Origin of the sequence: Methanococcoides sp. AM1, from assembly GCF_900774055.1 — an archaeon.
Taxonomy (GTDB): Archaea; Halobacteriota; Methanosarcinia; order Methanosarcinales; family Methanosarcinaceae; genus Methanococcoides.
Map to the genome: position 1 here is coordinate 378,624 of NZ_CAAGSW010000004.1, position 22,891 is coordinate 401,514.

The window sequence follows — 22,891 nt, forward strand, 5'->3', positions numbered from 1 at the left end:
ATTTTGTTTAATATAAATCAATAGGAGGAGAATACAATGATATCAATTGGATTAGTAACTGAATTCTTTGTCGTAATTTTTGGTCTACTGGCAGCAGCGTCATGGAATGCCAGTGATTTTAATGAAGACTTTGCATCAAAAAAATTCAATATTTATGGTGTTGCCATGATAGTCCCGACCGTGGGTTTACTTTTCTTGGGTGGATCGGCCTTACTACTGCAAAAACAAATACCACAAATTGAAGAAATTATATGGGGGGCACTGGCAGGGATAATCATAAGTGCTGGACTTATTGCTTTTTGTCGTATTTTTAGGCGAGTTCATGGGTTGTGGAAACCCACAAAAAAGTGAACATTATGTCCGAAAGGAACTAGCAAAACAACTTGATTTTATTTAAATCGAAATCAATATGGGGAGAATACAATGATACCAACTGAATTCCTTGTAGTAATATTTGGTCTACTGGCAGCCGCGTCATGGGGCGCCAGTGATTTTAGTGGAGGTTTTGCATCAAAGAAAGCCAACGTCTATGGTGTTGTCTTGATAGTCCAAATCGTTGGTTTGATTTTACTGGTCGGATCTGCCTTTCTGCTGCAAGAACAAATGCCGCCAAATGAAGGAATAATCTGGGGAATACTGGCAGGACTATTCATAAGTGCTGGACTTATTGCCCTTTATCGTGCTCTTTCGGAAGGGAAAATGGGTTTTGTGGCACCGTTATCAGCCGTGGTAACTGCAGCCATTCCGGTTATCTATGGTGCATTTCATGAAGGAATACCTTCCATTTATCAGATGATAGGTTTTGTCTTTGCGGTTGTAGCAGTCTGGTTAATTGCAAGTGGGGATCTTGAGACAAAAATAGAACGTCGTGACTTTATCTTACCATTGATAGCAGGAACCTTATTTGGTCTTTTCTTCATTTCAATTGACCGTTTCAGTGAAACGGCGGTACTATGGCCGCTTGCTGTTGCTAGTATTACAGCGATTCTTATTATACTCGGTTTTGTCATTTTCAAGAGGTCTGTAACCGCAACTTCTTGGAATATACTACCTAAACGAAATGTTATGCCTATCATTATACTATCCGGCATTTTCAATACAGGAGGTAACGCTTTTTTTGCACTGGCATCCCAAGCAGGTAGATTGGATATAGCATCAATAACTTCTTCCCTCTATCCTGCAGGAACCGTATTACTTGCATGGATGATATTAAAAGAAAATATGTCGTCCAAACAGTGGATCGGTGTGTTATCTGCCCTTGTTGCATTGATATTGATATCAGCCTAAAAAGCTAATTCTTTCAATTTTTTAAAAAATGATAAGAATATGTGTTTTTTAAAGATCCGGTTTCCAAACCGAACTCGCCCAGTAATTTTAAAAGTCGAGTTCTGATGCTAACCTTTATACATCTTCTTTGATCTGGGAGATTACCTCATTCAGATCCTTCTCAAGATTGTACTTCCGCCTGAAATGTGTCAGCACATTGAACACATCCCTCTCAAGTAATTCATCTGCATGTGGATGCTCTACTGTAACATACTGAGGCCAGTCTATGAACTCCACGCCTTCATCACTGACGAAGATATTGTATTCACTAAGATCAGAATGTATAATTCCCTCAGAGTAAACGATCTTTATCTGTGAAAGGATCTCATCGAGGACCCATTCCGGCTCCAGAAGCCTGGTCTTTACAAGGATGCTTCCCTTTGCAGGAGCCATGACAATTGCATGTCTGTTGTGATCAATAGGTTTAGGTATTGAGATCTTGCCATATAATGTCTGCATGATGTCATATTCCCTCTTGGCCGCAAGCCTGGCTGCGTATATCCATGAAAAGTGTTCACGATCAACAAGGTGGTCACGCACTCTTTTTACGCTTTTGAAGCTTGTCCTCCCCTCCCTGTGAAACTTGATAATAACAGGAATAGGATCTGCAATGGCCAGCTCAGGTTCCTGAATTGCTTCATGGACCACTGATTCCTTGCCGACACCTATCTCATCACCTATGGCACTGACGACGCCCCTTTTGACAAATGTGTTCAATGCAAGTGCATCATATCCGTCAAAATATATCTGATAACCCTCGTAAGGGGTTTTTGTACCAACTACTATGTTGGATTTGTAAAGCTTAAAAAGCCTGTACTCAAGCTGTTCGAAAGAGAGTTTAGTATATTTACGGATCTCTTCGATAGGGACCCATTCAAAATTTTTCATCCCGATCTCAATACCGGTCAGAATTCTGAGGTCCTTACTATCCAGTGTCCTGAAGAACTTGAGCACATCATCTATCATCGGCAGTAATTGTCCTGAATATTAAAGAGCTTTGTGATGCCAGATCAAAAAAAAAAGAAGAAAAGGAAATTATGCTATCATGACATACGCTTTCTTGCATCTTCAACCTCATCGATGATATCAGGATATTCACGGAATACAGAGAGGATATCAAGAGCTGCCACCAGGTCTACAAGACCAAGAGCACCTAAAACTTCACCTTCATTTGACCTGATCGGAACTACGACCACAGCTTTACCTTTGTAGACACCTTCTGTAGGAACTTTCCTGATGATCGTATTCTTTTCCAGTACCTCTTCCAGAACAGGACCAGTATAATCATCATCTATTATCTGACCCTTCTCCATTCGGATCCCATGGAAGCTCTTGCTTCGAATAGTAGTAGGAATCCCCAGAAGCGAATGTACTGCTTCTGCAATTGGCTTAAGGTCTTCTGAAGTCGAATCCGGACAGATCTTCAAACACATCATATTATTACATCCCACCTGAAATTGAAATATTTAGTTACTATTTTAATGTATTCCTAAAGGGTAAGATAATAGAAATATCTGTTCATTCCCCATTATGTTTAATGTTAGATACATATTCATATGCTTCGAAAGCCGCAATCGAACCATCACTCACAGCAGTGATAACCTGACGCAGGACACCTGCCCTGCAGTCTCCAACTGCAAATATACCATCCACTGATGTGGCCATTCTCTCATCGGTCAGAATAAACCCGGAATCATCCTTTTCAACATCAACAAATTCAGTATTAGGCTCAATACCAACGTAGATGAAGATACCATCAATAGGAGTTCTCCAAATATCATTTGTAACGGTGTCTCGAAGTACGACCTCCCTTACAACAGAATCACCAATGATCTCCTCAAGAACCGTATTCCATGAGAACTCAATATTGGACTTCCCAAAGGCCCTGTCCTGAAGTATCTGTGATGCCCGAAGCTTATCCCTGCGATGCACTACACAGGCAGAAGCTGCAATATTTGAAAGGATCAATACATCAGTAAGTGCAGATTCGCCTCCGCCCACAACGATCACATTGCGACCCTTGAAGAAAGGACCATCACACGTAGCACAATATGAAACACCTTTTCCACGGAACTCATCCTCTCCGGGAACACCGAGGTGTCGTGGATTTGCACCTGTAGCAATTATAACACTAAGCGTTTCCAGGTCTCCGGAGTCCGTACTGATGATCTTACGATCACCCTCCGATCGGATCCCTAGAATTTCCCTGCTCTCAACTACTACACCGGCTGCTTTTGCGTGTTCGGAGAACTTATCCATCAGATCCATACCACTTATAGAAGGAAACCCCGGATAGTTCTCTACTTCACCAGTGGTCGAGATCTGACCACTGACAAATCCTTTCTCAAGAACAAGTGTGTTCAACCCGTAACGAACAGCATATATTCCGGCAGACAGACCTCCCGGACCGCCACCTACAATTATTAGATCATATACCATTTTGAGCTACCCCATCAGGATATTTTCAAAAGCGCTTCATCCTTGCCAGGCACGCCTATAAAAGCGATCTCACCATCGATTATAGTTGTTGGAACAGACATGATCGAATACTTTTCCGAGAGTTCGTCGCCCTCCGGAGTATCATAATCTACCTCTTCATAATCAAAATCATGTTCAGATCTAAGATCATTCCAGAACTTTCTAGCAGCAGGACAAACATGACACCACGAAGCATGAATAAGAGTTACTTTTACCATAAACTACCTCCCCTGGTTTGTTAAACAACAGAATATAATATGTAACTCATCTTTTAAAAATACACACTAAAAAGGATAAATAAAAAGGCTTGCAAACCATTCCCATCCTTACTGAACATTAAGCCAGATCGGATCGAGCTGTCCGGAATATCGTCCACCGGCATATTCGAAAACGACCATTGGTTCTTCTATGGCAACCCAACCCGGAATAGACGGAGTGATGCTCCAGGTCTTTTTGACAGTCTCACCCGGACCAATGCTTCCAAATGATAATGCAGGTTTTTTCACTTTAACAGTTCCCGGAAAATTGGCAATGACTGTTAAATTATCATATGGTTGCTGCGAAAAGTTCTTGACCCATATATCCACTGCTGCCTTCGAACCTGCAGAATACTGGAGAGCAGGTACGAATTTAATGAACTGTGCAAGAGCTTCTTTTTCCACCGGTACAGCAGTTGAAATGTCTACTACTGGAGTACCAGCACCCCCGGACTTATCCTTCTTGCTCAGGATAATTCCTAGAACCAACACAGCAACTGTTACTCCTGAAATTAGAGGAATATTATTAATAATAGGATCAAGCGGTGTAGCGGGAACTTCAACATTTTCAAGCGTTTCAGAAGAAGATATCGGTCCATCAAGATTTACTTTTGTAATGGTCCAGAGAGCACCAACTTTCTGAACCCTGAAGTATATAAGCTTCTCTTCCGTGCCAGCAGCTTTATTCCTTTCAAAAAGCGTAACATCACATACTGCAGTTGTATAACCAACGTCCCCATCAACTACAGTGTCCTTCAGTTCGAACTGCTCTATAGAACCTACAATAATGTCCTTATTCTTGAACTTGATCTCCAGTGTAGCAGGTACAAGGAAATCTTTCCCTTCATAATAAGAAAATGCGGTGCCAACATCACCCTCATTGAACGAGGTAAGGAATGAAGTAACGGTTTCATTTACCGCTTCATCACCACCTGAACCGAGGCATCCACTACCCACAACAAGTAGCAGAGCCATGCACATTAATATACAGAATAACGTATTTTCCAAAACTACCACCATATGAAAATGACTATTAGATCATCCATGCACTTTTTAGTATGCACATAACTCGATACAATGCCATCACGTTATTTTAATTTACTAACCGGAGGCTAATATAATGGAACAAGTATAAAATAATAACTACAAAAAATATAAATTTTAAATTAAATATTTAAAAAAAAGAATAAGGTGAATTAATTCACCTTATGGGTAGAGACCAATGTTTGTGTCTACACCGAAGGATGGTGCAGTGAATCCAGCAGTTGTTGATGAACCTGCTTCAGGTGTCATGAGTATGCTGAGTTGTGCTCTTGGCTCGATTGTAAGACCTGAGTCTTTAAGCTCTGTTACAGTTATATCGCCAACAACTGTGTTACTGGCTGCACCAGTTGATGAAGTGGCTATGTAGATTGTAACAAGATCTCCCTGATTCATGATTGGACTGGCCTGTGAGAATGACTCATCTTCATCTCTTATTTTCTCAACAGCGAAGAAGTAATTACAGTTGTCGCCACCGGTTTCATTAGTACTTGCTGACAGTAAGTTAATCAGATTTAAGGTAGCATTAGTCTCTGAGAAACTGGTCATGGTAGCACCATATGTTTTATCGTTACCAGCATAAACCAGATCATTCGTATTCACGCCATCAGTTATAGTGATGACAACCTGATTAAGATCTATGTCAGAACTACCAATGTTGAGTGCTACTTTGAGCTTAAGAAGATCAGCAGAGTCAGACAGGTTGGTACCATCACTGGACCTTACACCTTCAATGCTCTTGACCATCATGTTGGATGATACTTCCTGAGCAGCTTGCTGGCCAGTTGATGATGCTCTTTCCTGAAGAACACCGGATGTCTGGATCAATACCGCGGCAGCTACAGCAGCTACCAATACCATTGCGATGAAGATAATAAGTGTACCGATACCTACCTGTGCACTCTCATCTTTTTTCATCAAATATCTGTTTGCTTTCATTTATTCATCTCCTCATAGAGTTAAATTAGATCATTGGGATTTTATCTTATCATGTATTTTTCATTCACGTTCAGAGTTGGGATCATAAACGTGGAGATCGTCTGGGATCCTTTTTCCGGAGTTATCTGAATATCCACGGTTGTCCTTGAATTAAGGGTCAATCCTGAATCTTTCAGACTTGTACCGGGCGCTGTGGCGTTGAAATCACCGAGATATGTATAATTTACTGCATCAGAACTGGCAGTTCCAATGTAGATGATAGCAATATCTCCTGAGTTCAGCACAGGCGTTGAGGCAGCTAAGGAATTGTCCTCATCCCTCATTCTTTCTACAGTGAAGAAGGACGCAACGTTTGGTCCTGCAACCTCATGAGTGTTATTAAGCAATGCTGTAAGGTCACCGGTTTTTACATCGCCGGTAAAACCATCCATTTCACTACCGTATAACATAGTATTACTTCCATAGACCAGATCATTGGTGACCTGACCATCTGAGATCGTAATAATGAGAGTGCTAAGATCAACTTCGCTAGTGCCAACATTTAAACCCATTTTCATCTTGAGCAGGTCAATGGAATCGGACATGTTCGACCCAGTGTCCTTTGCCCTAATACCTTCAATACCTATAATTTCCAGAGTTGAAGATATTTCCTCAGCCGCTTGAATCCCAGTAGACTGTGCCTTTTGCTGAAGTACACCAGAGGTCTGGATGAGTACACCGGCAGCCACAGAAGCTACCAGGATCATGGAGAGGAAGATAATAAGGGTTCCAATACCAACCTGTCCGCAGGAATCTTTTCTTATAAACATAAACTTTCCAGATTTCATATTGGCTCTCCAAATTACGAGTTGTGGGTTGGTATCAAATACTCAATAACATAATTATTCGGATTTCATTCCAAACAAACAATGCTATATAGTACTTCAAGATATTATTATCATAATGAGTATGAGATATTTAGTATATATACTCTCCGGTTGGAAATTTCAAACAAAGACCATATCCATATTAAACATAATGAATATATTCATTTTAAAAAGTTATTATTTAGTTAAGGAAGAGGAATAGGATGAGTGCTGGACTGCTTCTAAACATAACGATCTGCTTTGCTATTGCAATTGTATCTTTGACATTTGCAGCAGTGATCACAAAAAACAAGCCATTGTGGAACGATAGAACAAAACCCTCGCTCAGAGCATTGATATCGCTATGGTCACTTGTGGCGATAACATATTTACTCACAGCATTTCGCATGATAGCTGCTTACACAAACAATACAGAACTTGATATGTCTGTGTACTATATAGCAGCAATACCCTTCGCATTTATTTCTGTGCCATTAGTATATATTTTAATATATATACTAACAGGTAATAAAAGGACAAGCAGATATACAGGATTGGTTTTTTTCATCTTTGGAATAGCATACCTAATGTTGCTATTCAGGCAGGGAGCAATGGAACCACAGGTTTCATACTGGTCATCCCTCATTAATATAAATAGCGATATTGCCATCAATATATACCTTACAGGATTGTTCATACTACCAACTGCTATGATATTAGGGATAATGGCATTGATATTCCTCAGGAAGGTTTCAAAGAAGCAACTCTATCATACAACACTCTTACTTGTATCGATATCCTTTGTAATCGATTTCATGCTTATAGACATGATCACGAACATCGATGTCATGCAACTTGTTGCAAGGATATTCGTCCTGATCGGAACGATCCTAGCATATCTTTCCTATTTCCCCCCACTTACACTGCAGGAAAGGCTTGGGATCGAAGAAAAACACTACGAACCCTACGATGAAATGGACGAGTTTGATCCTGAGGTAGATGTAAATGCCTGACAAGATCAATTTGGATTTTGAGAAAGAAGTTGCTGAGTTTTACCAGTCCCTTGGCATCAACCAGGGACCAGGAGATATTCAGTATCGCATTATACTGCTGGTACTAAAGAAGAATGAAGGAAAGATAACAGAATTCTCACAGATCAGAAAATATACGGACCAGGTTGCAGATCGTGGAAGTATTGGGAGCAAGATGAAAACTGTTTTCCAGATTGAAGGCCTTGCTGAAAAAGTACAGCGTGGGGGGTACATCATTACAGACAAGGGACTTATAGCTGCAAACTTTTTAAAGGAAACTTCGGTGTTCTACAAAAGGACAAAGACGATGCAGACAATGCTTGAACGTCTCCCCTAATCCGCAAAACGTATATACCATTAAACTTATGTACAACAATGAGCATTGTTGTACATAAGTGGTTATTATGCATTCTGCAATACATGAAATTATCAATTCAACTGAAAATAGGGTCAAAGAGCTCTATAAGATCAAGAATAATGAAGCTGTAATGGAGAGTTTCACACCAGATACACAAAAGATAATCGAATCGATATTATCGAAAAAACAGAAAGGTAAAGCTCCGATCATTTCTGAAGTAAAGCCAGCTTCCCCTTCAATGAAAATAAGAGATATAGATCCAACAGAAGCAAAAAGAATAGCCACTGAAATGGAAAAAGCAGGTGCTGTTGCGATATCGGTTCTGACTGAACCTGAATTTTTTAATGGATCTACCGATAACCTAACAGCTGTAAAGGAAAATATATCATTACCAGTCCTCAGAAAGGACTTTATAATTGATAAGATCCAGTTCGACGAGGTTAAAAGTGACCTTATACTGCTTATCGCAGGACTTCTAAATGAAAAACTTGAAGATTTTATCCTATATGCACGTTCAAAGGGGTTCGAGCCTCTCGTAGAAGTGCACAATAAAGAGGAACTGCTCAATGCGCTTGATACCTCAGCAAAGATCATTGGGATTAACAACAGGAACCTTACAACAATGCAAGTGGACATTGCAACAACAGAAGAACTTGTACCGATAATAAAGGAACACGATCGCATAAACGGTACTGAACATCTCATCATAAGTGAAAGCGGGGTTTATACTGCAAATGATGTCAGAAGGATGATTTCAGCTGGTGCCGATGCGATACTTATTGGAACATCCATCGTGAAAAATGACGATATTTACAGCAAGACAAAAGAGCTTGTTGATGCTCTTGAATAAAATATAATTGATGATGATAAGGAGGAAATGATATGAGTGGACCAAAGTATGGCAAGTATGGAGGACAATTTGTCCCTGAGATACTTATGCCTGCACTTGAGGAACTTGAGGAAGGATATGAACGATACAAAAACGATCCGGAATTCCTGAAGGAACTGGATTATTACCTCAAGGACTTTGCCGGACGTGAGACTCCGTTATACTATGCAAAGAACATGAGCAAGAAGTACGGTGTAAAGATCTACCTGAAAAGAGAGGATCTCGTACATGGTGGCGCACACAAGCTGAACAATACCATCGGCCAGGCCCTGCTTGCAAAATACATGGGAAAAACAAGACTTGTAGCTGAGACAGGTGCAGGCCAGCATGGGACCGCAACAGCCATGGCAGGCACGAACATGGGATTCCAGACCCACGTTTATATGGGAGCAAAGGACACCATCAGACAGAGAATGAATGTCTACCGGATGGAGCTTATGGGAGCAGAGGTACACCCTGTAGAATCCGGTTCAAAGACGCTCAAAGATGCAATTAATGAAGCTCTACGGGACTGGGTCTCAAATGTTGAGAATACACATTACCTTATAGGTTCTGTAGTGGGACCACACCCATACCCAATGATGGTAAGGGATTTCCAGAGTGTTATAGGAAATGAGGTCAAACAGCAGATCATGGAGAAGGAAGGGCGATTCCCTGATTCCATTGTGGCCTGCACAGGCGGTGGCAGTAATGCCATGGGAATCTTCCATACATTTATTGAAGAAAAGGAAGTGAAGCTCGTTGCTGTGGAAGCCGGAGGCAGCGGGATGAAACAGACAGAAGGAGCTGCACTCCACTCCGCATCACTGTCGGTGGGAGAAGATGGAGTTCTTCAGGGAGCTCGCACCCGGATCCTGCAGGACAAGCACGGGCAGATCCTGGAATCAAGTTCTGTTTCTGCCGGACTGGATTATTCCGGAGTTGGGCCGGAACTGGCATATCTTGCAGATATTGGCAGGCTTACACCTCGCGTTGCAAATGATGAGATGGCACTCAATGCATTCCACGAGCTGAGCCTTATGGAAGGCATCATACCTGCACTGGAATCCTCACACGCGGTTGCCCACGTCATGGAAGCAGCAGAGTCAGGAGAGCTTGGTGAACTTGTGGTCATCAACCTTTCAGGAAGAGGAGACAAAGACCTTGAAGCCGTTCGAAAGATCGACAGGGGTGAGTAAAATGCAATTATCTACTAAATTCAATGAGCTTAGTTCTAAGAACGAAGCTGCCCTACTGGCATATGTTTGCGCAGGAGATCCGAATATTGAGGCAACACCCGCGATCGTTGATTCACTTATAAAGGGCGGCGCAGACATTATCGAACTTGGATTACCTTTTTCAGACCCTGTTGCAGACGGACCAACAATACAGGAAGCATCCGAAAGAGCACTCGTAGCCGGAATGAACCCCGACAGATATTTTGAGCTCGTCGCATCTCTTGATGTTGATGTACCTCTTGTCTGCATGACCTACTATAACCTGATATTCCAGCGAGGTCTTGACAAATTCGTGGCCGATTGTGTAAATTCCGGAATTCGCGGACTTATAGTACCAGACCTACCTGCAGAGGAAAGTGAAGATCTTGCAGCATCATGTTCAACTAACGGCGTAGACCTGATCTTCCTGATAGCACCTGTCACCACAGATGAAAGAATAAAGATGATACTAGGGAAAAGTTCCGGGTTTGTTTACATTGTTTCAAGGCTTGGAGTTACAGGCGCACGTTCAGAGGTCACCGATGCTACTGCACAGATACTTTCCAGGGTGAAGACCGATATACCAAAAGCTGTCGGATTTGGGATCTCGAACGGAGAACAGGCTTCAAAAGTTGTTGCAGCAGGAGCGGACGGTATCATCGTGGGATCCGCTTTCGTGGACATCGTTGCATCAGGAAACAATGTTAACAAACGCCTTGAAGAGCTTGCAAGCGATATTAAAGGAGGATGCAAAGTCTGAGAAATAATAAAATTTGGTTAATATACCATAGTAGAATTCAACGCTAAATAAAAATAAATGCAAAAAGTAACAAAGAAGGTCCTTGATAAATTCAAAGACCTTTTTTTGTTAAGATTTTTTAAGATATCTTTTTGTGGGATCTTTTCATTCGAACAACTGATCCACAAACCATTGCGGATCGAACTTTCTAAGATCATCATATCCCTGACCCATTCCGAGGAACAGGATCGGTTTTCCAGTGATATATGCAATTGAGATCGCAGCGCCACCTTTTGAATCTGCATCTGTTTTCGTCAGTATGGACCCATCGATAGGGACAGCAGCGTTGAACTGCTCTGCACGCTCTACAGCATCGTTCCCTGCAACAGCCTCATCCACAAAGATGATAAGATCAGGAGTGCTCACACGACAGACCTTTTCAAGCTGTGCCATGAGATTCACATTGGTGTGCATCCTGCCTGCAGTATCAGAAAGAATGACATCCACATTGTGGGCCTTTGCATGCTGTACCGCATCATAGACAACAGCTGCAGGATCGCCGCCTTCCTGATGTTTTATCAGCTTTACGCCAATTCGTTCTGCATGGATAGCGATCTGGTCAATAGCCCCTGCCCTGAAAGTGTCGCCTGCTGCAATGACAACAGAATATTTCATATCTTTCAGACGTTTTGCCATCTTGGAAATAGTGGTGGTCTTGCCGGTTCCGTTGATACCGATGAAAACTATATGAACAGGCTTTTCAGCGTTCTTTATGTATTCATCAAGGTCGAAAACATTGGCAGACATTACATTGTAGATAGCGGTCCTTAGTGCCTGCTCCACATGTTCACCAGTGTTGCTTCCGATCTTTTTACGGCTGCCCACAAGTTCTGCTTTAACAGCTTCGACAATAGCTTCAGCAACTGTAATTGCAATATCACTTTCCAGTAATGCCATCTCCAATTCCCAGAGAGAATCGCTGATATCATCTTCATCCAGTATGACTTCTCGTTCGAAAACAAGAGCCTTTGCTTTTTGGGTAAACCCTATCTTCTGCTTGAATGATGATCTTGCTTCAGGCTGATCTGCAGGAGTAATTGAAGATTCAGGAGTAGCTGAAACTTCAGGAGAGGAAGTTTTTCCCTCAGGAATGACGGACTCTTCGATCGGTTCAGCAACCATCTCTTCAGATGGCGCTTCAACAGATTCTACCACCGGCTCTTCAAGATCAACCGCTTTCTCATCGATCGTCTTTCCGATCGATTGTTTAAAATTACTAAGTTTATCCTTGAGTTTATTGAACACGCAAACTCATCCTTAAAGTAATAAAAATAAAAAGAGTATCAGAACTTCATGAACAGGATCACTGCGGACTTCTGTTACCAACCATAGATTCTATGGACTGGATACGCTGTCCGACCTGAGCAATTGATCCATTCAAGCGTTCAACTACCTTACTTAGCTCTTCTTTGCGCTGATTAAGGAGTTCCTTTGCTTCAGCAGGAGATTTCTCCACACTTATACCTGCACCAACACTAACAACGACCTTCTCGACGTTAGCGACATTTGCATGTACGAATGCACCGCCTCCAAGAGGAAGCATCGTGTTGATACTGCCGGAAACTGCCTCAAGTTCCTCGAGAGTTCCTACTGCACGTGTGCACTCTTCGATGGACATCTGAACCATTCCCATCTGCTGCTGCAGGGATTCTGCCTGATTCTGGAGCCCGCGATGCTGAGATGCGAGATTTCTCACATCCTGCTCACTTACTTCTGACATGTGCTTCACGCCTCTACGATACTATCGATCTTGATCAATGATCTGTTAATACCATGTTTACTGCCGAAAGTGGAATACGTCTTTTCACGAGCGTTCTTCTCGTTCTGGCTCTCAACGGTCTTAGTAAAATTTTCCCAAGAATGACCTGCTTTGAATGTGCCTTTGACAACATAATTCTGCATACGGAATCACCTGTTTTATAAATTAAATTTTAACAATAATATGATCAATCAAAGAACAGAGCATCCTCTATCCTACCGAGCTCATGTCCAGTTGTATTGGAACCTGCTACATACCCTTTCGAGTTGGCCAGTAATCCGGAACCTACGGCCTGTGAGCCATAATTTGTAGTACCCACATCCACAGAAAGTCCGAACACTTCCTCAAGATGTGCAAGTTCCTCCTGCGTCACCATTGGGTGAACCAGAAGTCCCTTGTTAGTAGCTACGCCAGACATTCCAACTGTCCCGAGGCCTGCAATTGTACCCCTATGAACATCCACACCAAGAACCCTTGATATAACCTCCATGGACCTGTCACTGATATCCGGATGCACTATTGCAGCCGTATCGTTTGCCAATATAACGTTCCCAGTGGCAGTGAGCCTGTCTGGAAGCACTTCCACAGGGACATCAACGTCTTTAAGATCGTTGACATTAGCATCCCTGGATAGTAAAAAACCATTCGAGTTGCCCCTGGAAAGGGAGCCAACAACAGTACTGCCATTTACCAGTGTAGAGATAACCCTGACATCAAGCAGTTCTGCAATCATATCAATGGCCTTCTTAGTTGTACCAATAGGAACAACTGCCACATCCTCTGTGCATGTGGCAAAAACCCCTAGAACGGGATTGTCGTAAATGTTCACGGTTTTGATCATTATTGTCCTTTATACTTTTGTTGAATATTATCCATCATCGAAAGAAGGATCAGGCAAGTTCTGCCTGAACTTCCCCATCTTCGAATTTAGCTGCACGAATGCGTATTGAAGATGGTGGTTTCTGTGAACCTTTCTCCCAAACCTTGTGGTTGACGGAAGCATCGATCTTGATCTGTGAAGGTTCTGCCTTCATGTGTCTTACCAGATATTTCCTGATAAGTGAAATTGCCCTGCTGGAACGTTTCCACCTTGGTGCAAGCTTTGCTTGACGAAGTGGTATGGTGTAAATCTGTTCCTTTACCGCGTCTTCTGCCATTGTCATCACCTTACTTTACATCTAAACTATTTCTTCTCCAGTGTCTTCTCTTAGGGTGGCTAACAACTTGTCTGTTAGTCTTTATGATAACCCAGGTTGGAACGCGCTGATTCTGGTTATGCGCCTTTGCCAACCTCATTTTCTGTCCTTTTGTATTGTGGCTCACTTATCTCACCTGTGAATTGATTAATTGTAACGCCAATCTAAAAGATTTGCGTCTATAAATCGATTATCCTATAAATTATTAATCTATGTACGATAGATTCCTGCCTTCACATAACAAATTGCTTATAAATTGCTTATCCAAAACATCGTCAGACCATCAGAAACGCCTGATAACCCTCGATTGAACATGCTCCGGAAATATTTCAAGTACTTTTTCATCACCATATTGCTGCCTTATCAGTTCACGAAGTTCAGTTTCATAGTCTGCTTTTGCAATACTATCACTTTGACCTTCTTCGATCACCAGATATCGGCTCACCAGTAAATTAACGGCACTTCTACCATACCCATGAAGAGGGCATATGTAGCTTACACCAAACCGGTCCTCTATGCTTCGAACTTCTGCATCGGTCAGTTTTGGAACACGATCATCGCGCCGTACACCATCCGCGATAAAAGAAACATCATCTTCCTTTGCCAGCGTTTCGATCACGGTCTTGTGTATGTGATTGATAGCGTTCCTTGGATAACCATCATCTATTATGATATCCAAAGCAGATTCCAATATGCCTCTGTCAAGTTCCAGGACCCTGTGGGAATAACCCAGCTCATCTGCGGCAACCTTTGCAACTTCTCCAACCGGAAGGATCGAGAAACTGCAGGTCACAAGTTCGACGTCAAAGAAGGGATCAAGCAATATTGCCGATAGTGAACTATCTTTTCCTCCACTGAACAGTACCTGAGCTTTCATAATCACATGCGCGTGATGGTTGGTTCACGTTTTTTGGGCTGCATCTGTGAAAGAAGCACTTTAAGCTTATCATCATCGATCATTGACTGCAGGCGACCACTTTGAGCAAGCATCACAAGCTGGGATTCAAGTTGTTCAGCCAGTTCCTTGCGTGATAGTTTCAGGCGAGTCAGCCTCTCGCGCGCCTCGGGGGTCATGATCTGACGAAGGACCGCCTGGACCTGGGCATCCCTTTCAGCCTGTGCCTGTTCCTGCTGGTATGCGGCCTGGGCATCATTTTGCATCTGAGGAGCAGCCTGCTGTTGCTGCTGCATTTCAGCAAGTCTCTTTCTTCGGATAGCTTCAATATCGTCCACCATTACTTCATCACGTCCTTTCCGATTTAATTATAATGGCCCTGATAGAACCATCATATAGCAATTGTCATGTATCTGAGCAGGATGGGAGATCAACTCCCTTAACACCCATTCAGTACTTTGCAAGTTCTGGAATTGTTTCAACAAGCTCGTTCTTGACCTCAACTGCCATATTATCAAGCAGTGACTGGCCAGCAGGAGCGATTACTCTTCCGCTCTTCAACTTGCGGACAAAACCTGCATTTTCGAGTTGCTGAGCTGCTTCCCTTGCGACAGAACCGCTTCCTTTTGCTTTCTTGGATGGGTTTGCGCCTCTCCTCTTCTTACCGCCATAGACAGACCTTAATCTCTCCACACCGATAGGGCCTTCCATGTAAATGGTCCTCATAATAGCTGCACAGCGGGTGTACCACCATTCATTATCAATAGGTGGTAATTCTTTATGAACACCTGTCTTAACGTGAGCTGCCCATACGGGAGCATCAATCTGATCGTTCTCTTTTAGTTTCTCTGCCACCTTTGCAATAATATTTGCAGCAGGAACATCATATGCTGTAGTCATCTTATCCTCCTTGGAATGAAATGTATCGATTGGATTTCTATTTGATTTATTCAGTAAACTTGTTACCAGCAAGTATAATTATCTACCATAATGTGTGCATGGAAATAGGGTTGTAATTTATTGGTTAGTATATACGTGTTTCGGCAGCTTTCGCATATACCCCTGTACTCATGTATTGCATTATAGATAATCGAGCATTATTTCCTGAAAGTCTGCTCCCTTCCAGGTCCTACGGACACGTATTCAATGGGTACTCCCATCAATTCTTCAAGACGCTCGACATAGTTGCGGGCAGGTTCGGGAACATCTGCATAGTTTTTGACGTCTGTGAGGTCATCAGCCCAGCCAGGCATATCTTCATAAACGGGTTTGCACCTGTCAAGATCGGAAGTATCGATCGGTGGATAATCCAGCCTTTTCCCATCGAGCTCATAGGCAACACATATTTTATTAACTTCGAGACCGGTCAGCACATCTAATTTTGTCAATGCGACACTTGTGTAGCCGTTCAGGAAGATCGCCTTCTTCAAAAGCGGGAGGTCGAACCAACCACATCTGCGGGACCTGCCGGTAGTAGTACCGAACTCGTGACCCACATCATGTAAATGTTTGCCTGCCTCATCATCAAGCTCTGTTGGAAGCGGCCCTTCTCCGACCCTTGTTATATAAGCTTTAACAATACCAAGAACCTCATCCACCTTAGTCGGACCAACACCAAGATTTGCACATGCTGAACCTGCAATAGTGCTTGAAGAGGTCACGAACTTCTGAGTACCGTGGATAACATCAAGATGTGTGCCCTGTGCCCCCTCAGCCATTACATTCTTGCCATCTGCAATAGCTTTGTTGACTTCATATGAAACATCTGTAACATACGGAGCTAACCTCTGACCAAGTTTCACATACTTATCAATGAGTGCCTTATCGGTAACAATTGAAGGGTCCCCTCCAAGTTCCCTGATAGCTGCCTCTTTGGAAGGTGCCATCTCTGAAAGTCTGCGCAGGAGTTTCTCGGAGTCGACAAGGTCACCCATACGGATCTCATCCCTTGCGATCTTGTCCATATAAGCAAAAGCAATACCCCTCTTAGTAGTGCCGATCTTCTCCTTACGGGAAGATTCACGAAGACCATCCTGCTCAATATGGTATGGCATGATGATACTGGTCTTTGCATCGATACCAAGCTTATCGGAATGAATTTTAACATCACCTTCTCCAAGCATATCGATCTCCTCTGCCAGAACCTCAGGGTTCAGGACAGTACCCGGACCTATCAACACTCTTGAATCAAGTAAAAACCCGGAAGGTATCAAATGTAGCTTATAAACATTCTCGCCAACTGTTACCGTATGACCGGCGTTGTCGCCACCCTGGAACCTGACGACAAGATCGTAGTCTTTTGAAAGCAGATCAACGATCTTTCCTTTTCCTTCATCACCAAACTGTGATCCTGTCAGAATAGTAAACATAGAGGGGGAAATTGCAGTTTATACATATAAAGCATTTGGCAACATTAGAGACTTTAAGATAATATATCCACTTTTGATGCTCAAATAATAATTTATTCCGACGAAGGAAAGTATGGCAAATCACTCACTGCAACTTAATAAAGTGTAAGATTAAGGTTAAATTGTCGATCATATGAAAAACTGCACTAACAAATACTATCAATCCCAAAATTAAATATGTTACAAACCATAAACATTATCAATATATTACTGACATATAAGATTCCGGGGAGTTCATATTGGATAATATAAATTTAAAAATACATTCTTCTGCCAGGATATATGGGTCAAGCACTATAGGAGATAATTCAGTAGTACTTGAAAACGTTATACTTGGATATCCGGAACATAAGATCCTCTCCCAAATAGTAGAAGGTGATACCCCCATCGAAGATTCTGATTTTCAGGGATGTGAAATTGGCCCCAACTCATTCATAAGACCGAATACAACGATCTTCAATAATGTCAGGACAGGCAACAACTTCAGGACCGGACACAACTGCATAATACGTGAGAACACTACCATCGGCAATAACGTCCTGATAGGAACAAACGTGATCATCGATGGAAACGTTACTATTGGAAACAACGTCAGCATTCAGGGGAACGTCTACATTCCAACGCATGTGACGATCGAAGATAACGTATTCATCGGTCCATGTGCAGTACTTGCAAATGATAAATATCCAATTCGTAAAAAATACAACCCTGAAGGCCCCATAATTCGAAAAGGAGCATCAATTGGTGCAAATGCCACCATCCTTCCGGGAGTTGAGATCGGAGAAGGTGCGTTTATAGCAGGAGGTGCGCTGGTGACACGAGAGGTACCTCCATGGAAACTTGCGATCGGATGCCCTGCAAAGATCGAAGAGTTGCCAGAAGAACTTAGGTCATTAAATAGCATCTAATCGAACTTTACTCTAGCACATCCAGATCCAATCTAATCTAATCTAATCTAATCTAATCTGATCAGGCCATGCAGGAATAATTCCAAACACATGAGGAATAAAATGATCCCAATAGCAAAACCCAACATTGGAGATGAAGAGATAGCTGCGGTATCCGAAGTGATGGCTTCAGGAATTATCGCAGAAGGAAAGCGTGTTGCAGAATTTGAAACTACTTTTGCTGACTATATCGGTACAGAATATGCAATTGCAGTAAACTCCGGAACGGCCGCTCTTCATGCAGCACTGCTGGCACATGGGATCGGAAAAAATGATGAGGTCATCACAACATCCTTTAGCTTCATAGCAACTGCGAACAGTATAATGTATACCGGTGCAAGACCAGTATTTGTGGATATTGAACCTGAAACATTCAATATCAACACTGATCTGATAGAAGATAGTATAACCAAAGATACAAAGGCAATAATGCCGGTACACCTCTACGGCCATCCGGCAGAGATGAAGCAGATAAATGAAATTGCAGAAGATCACAACCTGACAATTATTGAAGATGCATGCCAGTCTCATGGTGCAACTTACCACGGAAAGAAAGCAGGTTCCTTCGGGACAGGAGCATTCAGCTTCTACCCTACAAAGAACATGACCACCGGTGAAGGCGGAATAATAACCACCAATGACAGCGAAGTTGCCAGAAAAGCAAGAATGATACGTGCACATGGTTCACAAGAACGTTACATTCACGAGATGATAGGATATAATTTCAGAATGACTGATATTGCAGCTGCAATTGGTCTTGTTCAGCTCAAAAAGGTCGATGGATTCAACCTTAAACGCCGGAAGAATGCACAACTCCTTTCAGAAGAACTAAAAGATGTAAACGGAGTTACCATTCCAACGATCAGGAAAGGATGTGAACATATGTTCCACCAATACACCATAAGGACGGAAGCACGCGATGATCTTGTCACAAAGCTGAATGAGAATGGAATCGGGACCGGTGTCTATTACCCAATACCAATACATATGCAACCGACATATATTGCAGCAGGATACAATTACGATCTGCCAGTATGTGAAAAAGCAGCAAAGGAAGTACTCTCACTTCCGGTACACCCGGATGTTTCAGAGAAAGACATTAAACACATAATCAAAACTGTAATAGAGGGAGTAAAATAAAATGACACGTGTAGGAGTTATAGGTGTTGGTGCTATGGGGCAGCACCATGTCAGGATCTACAACGAAATGGAAGGAGTGGAACTTGTAGGAATATCCGATGTCGATAAGGACAGGGTCGAAGAACTGGCAACAGGATATGATGTCAAAGCTTATACTGATTATGAAGAGCTCTTAAAAGAAGATCTCGATGCAGTAAGCATTGTTGTACCAACTACACTCCACAAAAAGGTCACATTGGATGCTATAAATTCAAACACGAATGTACTTGTAGAAAAACCCATTGCAGATACACTTGAAAATGCAGACATAATGATAGAAGCCGCTGAAAAAGCAGGGGTTATCCTTATGGTAGGACAGATCGAGAGATTCAACCCTGCAACAACAAAGATGAAAGAAATAATCGATAGCGGACTCCTTGGAAAGATAGTCTCTATTTCCACAAAAAGAGTTGGCCCTTACAACCCAAGAATCAGGGATGTGGGAATCATCTTAGATCTTGGAGTACATGACATCGATGCCATATCATATATGTACGGCAGCAATGCCAAGGATGTCTACGCCATTGCCGGCAAGGATATTCATTCAAAGGAAGACCATGCATCCATAATGCTTAGATTTGATGATGAACAGGCAGGTGTAGTTAATGTTAACTGGCTGACCCCACACAGAGTGAGAAAAATGGAAGTTATCGGAGTAAATGGGGTAGGATACCTGGACTATATCGATCAAACAGTTACGATACATGATGCTAACTGGGTAAGAAATGCAAAGGTTGAGAAAGCTGAACCACTGCAGAAGGAACTCGAACATTTCATCAGCTGTGTAGAGACAGGAGAGACGCCCCTTGAATCAGGTATTGATGGAAAACATGCACTAAAAGTCGCACTTTCAGCAATAGAATCCTATAATAGTGACAGTATAACCAGGATTGACTGAATTATCCTTAAGCTTAATGTAAATTTTAAGGATCTTTATTTTTTAACTAAACAATAACTTACGGTTACTGGAAATTAAGAAATTCCCGGTAGCTTAATTTTGAGGAGATCGAGGAGATTGTATACTTGAAGTTCCAGATACATAAATTAAAATAGATAATTCCTTACTATTAAAACCTAATAGAGAAGCGGGCAAAAAAAGTGCATTGGCAGAGATCACATATCTCTGCCGCGCTTTACGATAAGGACCAAAAACACAATGAAAAGTACTAAGGCCAGATTCTGGTCCAGAGTTTGGTCTTCATCATCTTCAGATGTTGAATCCCCTAGAGAAACATCATCTGGTATTACGCTTGAAGCCGGAACTGCAGTTATTGCAAATGGTGAAAACCCCGGGGTTGAAGATTCAAAATAAACATAACCATCTTTTTCACCCATATACATGGTTTGGAGAGCCTCCCATTTACCATCAGAATTTCTGTTCAATCTGATAGCTGAAGCATTAATATCATTTGTTTCCATCCATGAGGTTTCGACCCTGAAACCAATTGTCATGGATTCAATATTTGCAGGAGTTGCAAAACCGTATTTCCCAACCCATATGTTCATATTCTTATAAACAAGCCCCTCGGGATCATCTTGAACAAAAGCAGACCGATCTTTCAAAACTTCAATAGTTGTAGTTATAGAACCTGAATTTTTTAGTGGAGTAAAGTTTACGTTAACAATCGGGTTATCGGGTGAATTGAAATGATAGGACATATTCATTCCCTTATAAACCGTCCTTTCAGTAACATCTTTGAATTCAATATTCCCAAATTGCTCACCGGAATCGCCAGCACCTCCGCCCCCACTACTTCCAGAACCAGCACCATCGGTGCTCCCTCCGGATGAAGACGTACCTGATATGCTCACTACAGCATTTTCAACCGATATTGGAACTGCTGTTCCACTGGAATTACTTACCACAACATTGCCCATCTGCAAGTTAGATTGACCAGAACCTTTTGTATTAAAAACAATAGTTGCAAGTATGCCAGGACTTGTGACCTCATCTTTTCCAAAAAGAACACCATGTGCATATATTATGGACCCACCTGTATTGTCAATAGTACCTTCACTGAAGAAAGTAGCACCAGTATTACTAAACAGATCCCCCTCTGATACACTTATTACATCAAGAACAGAACCATCAAAATATAGATCGAACTGTGCTCCGGATATAGGTATGTCCGGATCTATGTAGACATCAACAATAATTTCCGAACCCAATTCCACAGATTGATTATCAGGAGAAAGACCTACAACAGTCTCAGCAGAAACCGGACTTATAAGAGCAAATGATAATAATACCAGCAGAAAGACCATAAAGAAACGTGCCGGTAAATTTGAATCAGGGGTTTTTAGAAGACTATTCGTAAAACTATCTGGAATTATATTTTTATTGATCATATTGAGCACCACTTATAAGAAAAAATTAGCTACTTATAAGATATTTATCTGTTGATTGAAACCACTAGAAGAGAACTTTGAGTTGTGTGGGGGAATATATTGGTGGTACAATAATTTCTGTAGTTGTGTTCAGGAATGGTCTCAATGTTCTCTCCTAAGGCAAAATATGATATAACTGCTTAATAGATAAACCTTTTCATAAATAGACGGGTTTTTTAGAAAAAACTTAATCTTCCCAATAAATGAAATATAATTGCTAAAAAATATAATATTAACTTTCGTAAAAAATAAATCAAATCATTATTTTGCTGGGAAAAACTGCTTGCATATCGAATCTTTCAGTACTTTCCTGCCAACCTTCCCTTTTTTTCTGCATGTACCTGCTGAGAAATAACGACATGTATTACAGCAGTAAACCCGCTGATCCAGTTTGTCCCGGATAACTTTTTCGTGAAGATCGGTCTCACCCAATCCACGATGATACTTGTAATCATTCCAGTCAGCATAATATATCTGACTCGTAAGCGTAGAAACTGCCGGAGGATCCCATTCATCATAGGTTGCTCCGACCTCCGAAGTATTTGAGGTGATCTTTGGAACAGATTCCTTTGATCCACTACTTAAAAGATCAATGATCTCTTCCCTTAATTCAAGGAAGAGCTCATCATCAGGCTTTATTGCCAGTGCCCTGTTTATGTATGTTTTTGCGCCCTCAAGGTTACCAAGGCTTTTCAGGCAAAGTGAGATATTATAATATACAGGATATGGTCTTGCCACAACGCCTATGCTCAGGATCTTTTCATAAATATCTACAGCTTCCCTGAATTTGCGTTGCTGCTGCAAAAGGAGAGCCATGTTGTTCAATGCGTGGACATTTTTAGGCTGTAGCTGTAAAGCCATTTTAAAATAATGTTCTTTTCTTTCAACGTCCTTTTCAGATCTTCCAGAGGCAATGTACCTCTCAACGATCTTACTTACATCATCTTTTGCCATAGAATA

At 41.8% G+C, this 22,891-nt stretch carries 29 protein-coding genes; 10 read left to right on the forward strand and 19 right to left on the reverse strand.

Annotation, left to right across the window (positions count from 1 at the left end; genetic code table 11):
* Positions 1-36: 36 nt before the first annotated feature.
* Both E7X57_RS08965 and E7X57_RS08970 read left to right on the forward strand, forming a co-directional pair.
* Positions 37-351: a hypothetical protein gene (locus E7X57_RS08965; protein ID WP_135612617.1), complete on the forward strand. Its 315-nt coding sequence runs from the start codon at positions 37-39 to the stop codon at positions 349-351.
* 72 nt (positions 352-423) lie between these two features.
* Positions 424-1,287 (forward strand): DMT family transporter, encoded by an 864-nt coding sequence (locus tag E7X57_RS08970; protein WP_135612618.1) that lies wholly within the window; start codon positions 424-426, stop codon positions 1,285-1,287.
* Positions 1,288-1,401: 114 nt separating this feature from the next.
* On the opposite strand, the gene E7X57_RS08975 is transcribed toward E7X57_RS08970, so the two are convergent.
* The 7 genes from E7X57_RS08975 to E7X57_RS09005 all read right to left on the reverse strand — a co-directional run bounded on the left by E7X57_RS08975 (position 1,402) and on the right by E7X57_RS09005 (position 6,850).
* Positions 1,402-2,292, reverse strand: a complete 891-nt coding sequence (locus E7X57_RS08975) for a serine/threonine-protein kinase RIO2 (RefSeq protein WP_135612619.1) — start codon at positions 2,290-2,292, stop codon at positions 1,402-1,404.
* Between the two features lie 77 nt (positions 2,293-2,369).
* Positions 2,370-2,762: a DUF2111 domain-containing protein gene (locus E7X57_RS08980; protein WP_135612620.1), complete on the reverse strand. Its 393-nt coding sequence runs from the start codon at positions 2,760-2,762 to the stop codon at positions 2,370-2,372.
* 82 nt (positions 2,763-2,844) lie between these two features.
* The gene (trxB, locus tag E7X57_RS08985) at positions 2,845-3,765 is read right to left on the reverse strand and encodes a thioredoxin-disulfide reductase (protein ID WP_135612621.1); all 921 of its coding nucleotides are present in this window, start codon (positions 3,763-3,765) and stop codon (positions 2,845-2,847) included.
* Positions 3,766-3,779: 14 nt separating this feature from the next.
* Positions 3,780-4,022 carry a thioredoxin family protein gene (locus tag E7X57_RS08990; protein WP_135612622.1) on the reverse strand — a complete coding sequence of 81 codons (243 nt, stop codon included), beginning with the start codon at positions 4,020-4,022 and terminating at the stop codon, positions 3,780-3,782.
* 108 nt (positions 4,023-4,130) lie between these two features.
* Complete coding sequence (locus E7X57_RS08995; RefSeq protein WP_135612623.1) at positions 4,131-5,036, reverse strand: hypothetical protein; 906 nt, start codon at positions 5,034-5,036, stop codon at positions 4,131-4,133.
* Positions 5,037-5,267: 231 nt separating this feature from the next.
* Positions 5,268-6,041, reverse strand: coding sequence for an archaellin/type IV pilin N-terminal domain-containing protein (locus tag E7X57_RS09000; RefSeq protein ID WP_135612624.1), 774 nt, complete (start codon positions 6,039-6,041; stop codon positions 5,268-5,270).
* A gap of 41 nt (positions 6,042-6,082) precedes the next feature.
* Entirely contained in the window at positions 6,083-6,850 is a 768-nt protein-coding gene (locus E7X57_RS09005; protein ID WP_167880958.1) for an archaellin/type IV pilin N-terminal domain-containing protein, read from the reverse strand.
* Between the two features lie 260 nt (positions 6,851-7,110).
* On the opposite strand from E7X57_RS09005, the gene E7X57_RS09010 reads away from it, so the two are divergent.
* From E7X57_RS09010 to trpA, 5 genes are all read left to right on the forward strand, one after another.
* Entirely contained in the window at positions 7,111-7,899 is a 789-nt protein-coding gene (locus E7X57_RS09010) for a hypothetical protein (RefSeq protein ID WP_135612626.1), read from the forward strand.
* A complete protein-coding gene (locus tag E7X57_RS09015) occupies positions 7,892-8,254 on the forward strand; it encodes a hypothetical protein (RefSeq protein WP_135612627.1) in 363 nt (120 codons plus the stop codon). The genes E7X57_RS09010 and E7X57_RS09015 overlap by 8 nt, the downstream gene beginning before the upstream one ends.
* 67 nt (positions 8,255-8,321) lie before the next feature.
* A complete protein-coding gene (locus E7X57_RS09020; protein ID WP_135612628.1) occupies positions 8,322-9,125 on the forward strand; it encodes an indole-3-glycerol-phosphate synthase in 804 nt (267 codons plus the stop codon).
* Between the two features lie 32 nt (positions 9,126-9,157).
* Positions 9,158-10,342 carry a tryptophan synthase subunit beta gene (gene trpB, locus E7X57_RS09025; protein WP_135612629.1) on the forward strand — a complete coding sequence of 395 codons (1,185 nt, stop codon included), beginning with the start codon at positions 9,158-9,160 and terminating at the stop codon, positions 10,340-10,342.
* A 1-nt stretch (position 10,343) separates the two neighbouring features.
* A complete protein-coding gene (trpA, locus tag E7X57_RS09030) occupies positions 10,344-11,120 on the forward strand; it encodes a tryptophan synthase subunit alpha (RefSeq protein WP_135612630.1) in 777 nt (258 codons plus the stop codon).
* A 144-nt stretch (positions 11,121-11,264) separates the two neighbouring features.
* Here trpA and ftsY read toward each other — a convergent pair whose 3' ends face one another.
* The 10 genes from ftsY to E7X57_RS09080 form a co-directional block, all read right to left on the reverse strand.
* Positions 11,265-12,404: a signal recognition particle-docking protein FtsY gene (gene ftsY / locus E7X57_RS09035; protein WP_135612631.1), complete on the reverse strand. Its 1,140-nt coding sequence runs from the start codon at positions 12,402-12,404 to the stop codon at positions 11,265-11,267.
* A gap of 58 nt (positions 12,405-12,462) precedes the next feature.
* Positions 12,463-12,879: a prefoldin subunit alpha gene (gene pfdA, locus E7X57_RS09040; protein ID WP_135612632.1), complete on the reverse strand. Its 417-nt coding sequence runs from the start codon at positions 12,877-12,879 to the stop codon at positions 12,463-12,465.
* 5 nt (positions 12,880-12,884) lie between these two features.
* Positions 12,885-13,061 carry a 50S ribosomal protein L18Ae gene (rpl18a, locus tag E7X57_RS09045; RefSeq protein WP_135612633.1) on the reverse strand — a complete coding sequence of 59 codons (177 nt, stop codon included), beginning with the start codon at positions 13,059-13,061 and terminating at the stop codon, positions 12,885-12,887.
* A gap of 44 nt (positions 13,062-13,105) precedes the next feature.
* A complete protein-coding gene (locus tag E7X57_RS09050) occupies positions 13,106-13,759 on the reverse strand; it encodes a translation initiation factor IF-6 (protein WP_135612634.1) in 654 nt (217 codons plus the stop codon).
* A 49-nt stretch (positions 13,760-13,808) separates the two neighbouring features.
* Positions 13,809-14,075 (reverse strand): 50S ribosomal protein L31e, encoded by a 267-nt coding sequence (locus E7X57_RS09055; protein WP_135612635.1) that lies wholly within the window; start codon positions 14,073-14,075, stop codon positions 13,809-13,811.
* Positions 14,076-14,085: 10 nt separating this feature from the next.
* The gene (locus E7X57_RS09060) at positions 14,086-14,241 is read right to left on the reverse strand and encodes a 50S ribosomal protein L39e (RefSeq protein WP_135612636.1); all 156 of its coding nucleotides are present in this window, start codon (positions 14,239-14,241) and stop codon (positions 14,086-14,088) included.
* Positions 14,242-14,397: 156 nt separating this feature from the next.
* Positions 14,398-14,991, reverse strand: a complete 594-nt coding sequence (locus E7X57_RS09065) for an alpha hydrolase (protein ID WP_135612637.1) — start codon at positions 14,989-14,991, stop codon at positions 14,398-14,400.
* 2 nt (positions 14,992-14,993) lie between these two features.
* On the reverse strand, positions 14,994-15,350 hold the full coding sequence (locus E7X57_RS09070) for a DNA-binding protein (protein WP_048193900.1): 357 nt from the start codon (positions 15,348-15,350) through the stop codon (positions 14,994-14,996).
* A gap of 109 nt (positions 15,351-15,459) precedes the next feature.
* On the reverse strand, positions 15,460-15,909 hold the full coding sequence (locus E7X57_RS09075) for a 30S ribosomal protein S19e (protein WP_135612638.1): 450 nt from the start codon (positions 15,907-15,909) through the stop codon (positions 15,460-15,462).
* A 197-nt stretch (positions 15,910-16,106) separates the two neighbouring features.
* Positions 16,107-17,378: an adenylosuccinate synthase gene (locus E7X57_RS09080; protein ID WP_135612639.1), complete on the reverse strand. Its 1,272-nt coding sequence runs from the start codon at positions 17,376-17,378 to the stop codon at positions 16,107-16,109.
* Between the two features lie 278 nt (positions 17,379-17,656).
* On the opposite strand from E7X57_RS09080, the gene E7X57_RS09085 reads away from it, so the two are divergent.
* From E7X57_RS09085 to E7X57_RS09095, 3 genes are all read left to right on the forward strand, one after another.
* Complete coding sequence (locus E7X57_RS09085; RefSeq protein WP_135612640.1) at positions 17,657-18,325, forward strand: acyltransferase; 669 nt, start codon at positions 17,657-17,659, stop codon at positions 18,323-18,325.
* Positions 18,326-18,427: 102 nt separating this feature from the next.
* Positions 18,428-19,504 carry a DegT/DnrJ/EryC1/StrS aminotransferase family protein gene (locus E7X57_RS09090; protein WP_135612641.1) on the forward strand — a complete coding sequence of 359 codons (1,077 nt, stop codon included), beginning with the start codon at positions 18,428-18,430 and terminating at the stop codon, positions 19,502-19,504.
* Between the two features lies 1 nt (position 19,505).
* The gene (locus tag E7X57_RS09095; RefSeq protein WP_135612642.1) at positions 19,506-20,441 is read left to right on the forward strand and encodes a UDP-N-acetylglucosamine 3-dehydrogenase; all 936 of its coding nucleotides are present in this window, start codon (positions 19,506-19,508) and stop codon (positions 20,439-20,441) included.
* Between the two features lie 215 nt (positions 20,442-20,656).
* Here the strand turns inward: E7X57_RS09095 and E7X57_RS09100 are convergent, their stop codons facing one another.
* A complete protein-coding gene (locus E7X57_RS09100; RefSeq protein ID WP_135612643.1) occupies positions 20,657-21,892 on the reverse strand; it encodes a PGF-pre-PGF domain-containing protein in 1,236 nt (411 codons plus the stop codon).
* 300 nt (positions 21,893-22,192) lie between these two features.
* Positions 22,193-22,885 (reverse strand): tetratricopeptide repeat protein, encoded by a 693-nt coding sequence (locus E7X57_RS09105; RefSeq protein WP_135612644.1) that lies wholly within the window; start codon positions 22,883-22,885, stop codon positions 22,193-22,195.
* Between the last annotated feature and the right edge of the window lie 6 nt (positions 22,886-22,891).

What these genes read in the sequence shown, in the direction of transcription:
- E7X57_RS08965 (WP_135612617.1), top strand. Translation starts at nt 37, where the DNA reads ATGATATCAATTGGATTAGTAACTGAATTCTTTGTCGTAATTTTTGGT.
- E7X57_RS08970 (WP_135612618.1), top strand. Translation starts at nt 424, where the DNA reads ATGATACCAACTGAATTCCTTGTAGTAATATTTGGTCTACTGGCAGCC.
- E7X57_RS08975 (WP_135612619.1), bottom strand. Translation starts at nt 2,292, where the DNA reads ATGATAGATGATGTGCTCAAGTTCTTCAGGACACTGGATAGTAAGGAC.
- E7X57_RS08980 (WP_135612620.1), bottom strand. Translation starts at nt 2,762, where the DNA reads ATGATGTGTTTGAAGATCTGTCCGGATTCGACTTCAGAAGACCTTAAG.
- trxB (WP_135612621.1), bottom strand. Translation starts at nt 3,765, where the DNA reads ATGGTATATGATCTAATAATTGTAGGTGGCGGTCCGGGAGGTCTGTCT.
- E7X57_RS08990 (WP_135612622.1), bottom strand. Translation starts at nt 4,022, where the DNA reads ATGGTAAAAGTAACTCTTATTCATGCTTCGTGGTGTCATGTTTGTCCT.
- E7X57_RS08995 (WP_135612623.1), bottom strand. Translation starts at nt 5,036, where the DNA reads ATGGCTCTGCTACTTGTTGTGGGTAGTGGATGCCTCGGTTCAGGTGGT.
- E7X57_RS09000 (WP_135612624.1), bottom strand. Translation starts at nt 6,041, where the DNA reads ATGAAAGCAAACAGATATTTGATGAAAAAAGATGAGAGTGCACAGGTA.
- E7X57_RS09005 (WP_167880958.1), bottom strand. Translation starts at nt 6,850, where the DNA reads ATGTTTATAAGAAAAGATTCCTGCGGACAGGTTGGTATTGGAACCCTT.
- E7X57_RS09010 (WP_135612626.1), top strand. Translation starts at nt 7,111, where the DNA reads ATGAGTGCTGGACTGCTTCTAAACATAACGATCTGCTTTGCTATTGCA.
- E7X57_RS09015 (WP_135612627.1), top strand. Translation starts at nt 7,892, where the DNA reads ATGCCTGACAAGATCAATTTGGATTTTGAGAAAGAAGTTGCTGAGTTT.
- E7X57_RS09020 (WP_135612628.1), top strand. Translation starts at nt 8,322, where the DNA reads ATGCATTCTGCAATACATGAAATTATCAATTCAACTGAAAATAGGGTC.
- trpB (WP_135612629.1), top strand. Translation starts at nt 9,158, where the DNA reads ATGAGTGGACCAAAGTATGGCAAGTATGGAGGACAATTTGTCCCTGAG.
- trpA (WP_135612630.1), top strand. Translation starts at nt 10,344, where the DNA reads ATGCAATTATCTACTAAATTCAATGAGCTTAGTTCTAAGAACGAAGCT.
- pfdA (WP_135612632.1), bottom strand. Translation starts at nt 12,879, where the DNA reads ATGTCAGAAGTAAGTGAGCAGGATGTGAGAAATCTCGCATCTCAGCAT.
- rpl18a (WP_135612633.1), bottom strand. Translation starts at nt 13,061, where the DNA reads ATGCAGAATTATGTTGTCAAAGGCACATTCAAAGCAGGTCATTCTTGG.
- E7X57_RS09050 (WP_135612634.1), bottom strand. Translation starts at nt 13,759, where the DNA reads ATGATCAAAACCGTGAACATTTACGACAATCCCGTTCTAGGGGTTTTT.
- E7X57_RS09055 (WP_135612635.1), bottom strand. Translation starts at nt 14,075, where the DNA reads ATGGCAGAAGACGCGGTAAAGGAACAGATTTACACCATACCACTTCGT.
- E7X57_RS09065 (WP_135612637.1), bottom strand. Translation starts at nt 14,991, where the DNA reads ATGAAAGCTCAGGTACTGTTCAGTGGAGGAAAAGATAGTTCACTATCG.
- E7X57_RS09070 (WP_048193900.1), bottom strand. Translation starts at nt 15,350, where the DNA reads ATGGTGGACGATATTGAAGCTATCCGAAGAAAGAGACTTGCTGAAATG.
- E7X57_RS09075 (WP_135612638.1), bottom strand. Translation starts at nt 15,909, where the DNA reads ATGACTACAGCATATGATGTTCCTGCTGCAAATATTATTGCAAAGGTG.
- E7X57_RS09080 (WP_135612639.1), bottom strand. Translation starts at nt 17,378, where the DNA reads ATGTTTACTATTCTGACAGGATCACAGTTTGGTGATGAAGGAAAAGGA.
- E7X57_RS09090 (WP_135612641.1), top strand. Translation starts at nt 18,428, where the DNA reads ATGATCCCAATAGCAAAACCCAACATTGGAGATGAAGAGATAGCTGCG.
- E7X57_RS09095 (WP_135612642.1), top strand. Translation starts at nt 19,506, where the DNA reads ATGACACGTGTAGGAGTTATAGGTGTTGGTGCTATGGGGCAGCACCAT.
- E7X57_RS09100 (WP_135612643.1), bottom strand. Translation starts at nt 21,892, where the DNA reads ATGATCAATAAAAATATAATTCCAGATAGTTTTACGAATAGTCTTCTA.
- E7X57_RS09105 (WP_135612644.1), bottom strand. Translation starts at nt 22,885, where the DNA reads ATGGCAAAAGATGATGTAAGTAAGATCGTTGAGAGGTACATTGCCTCT.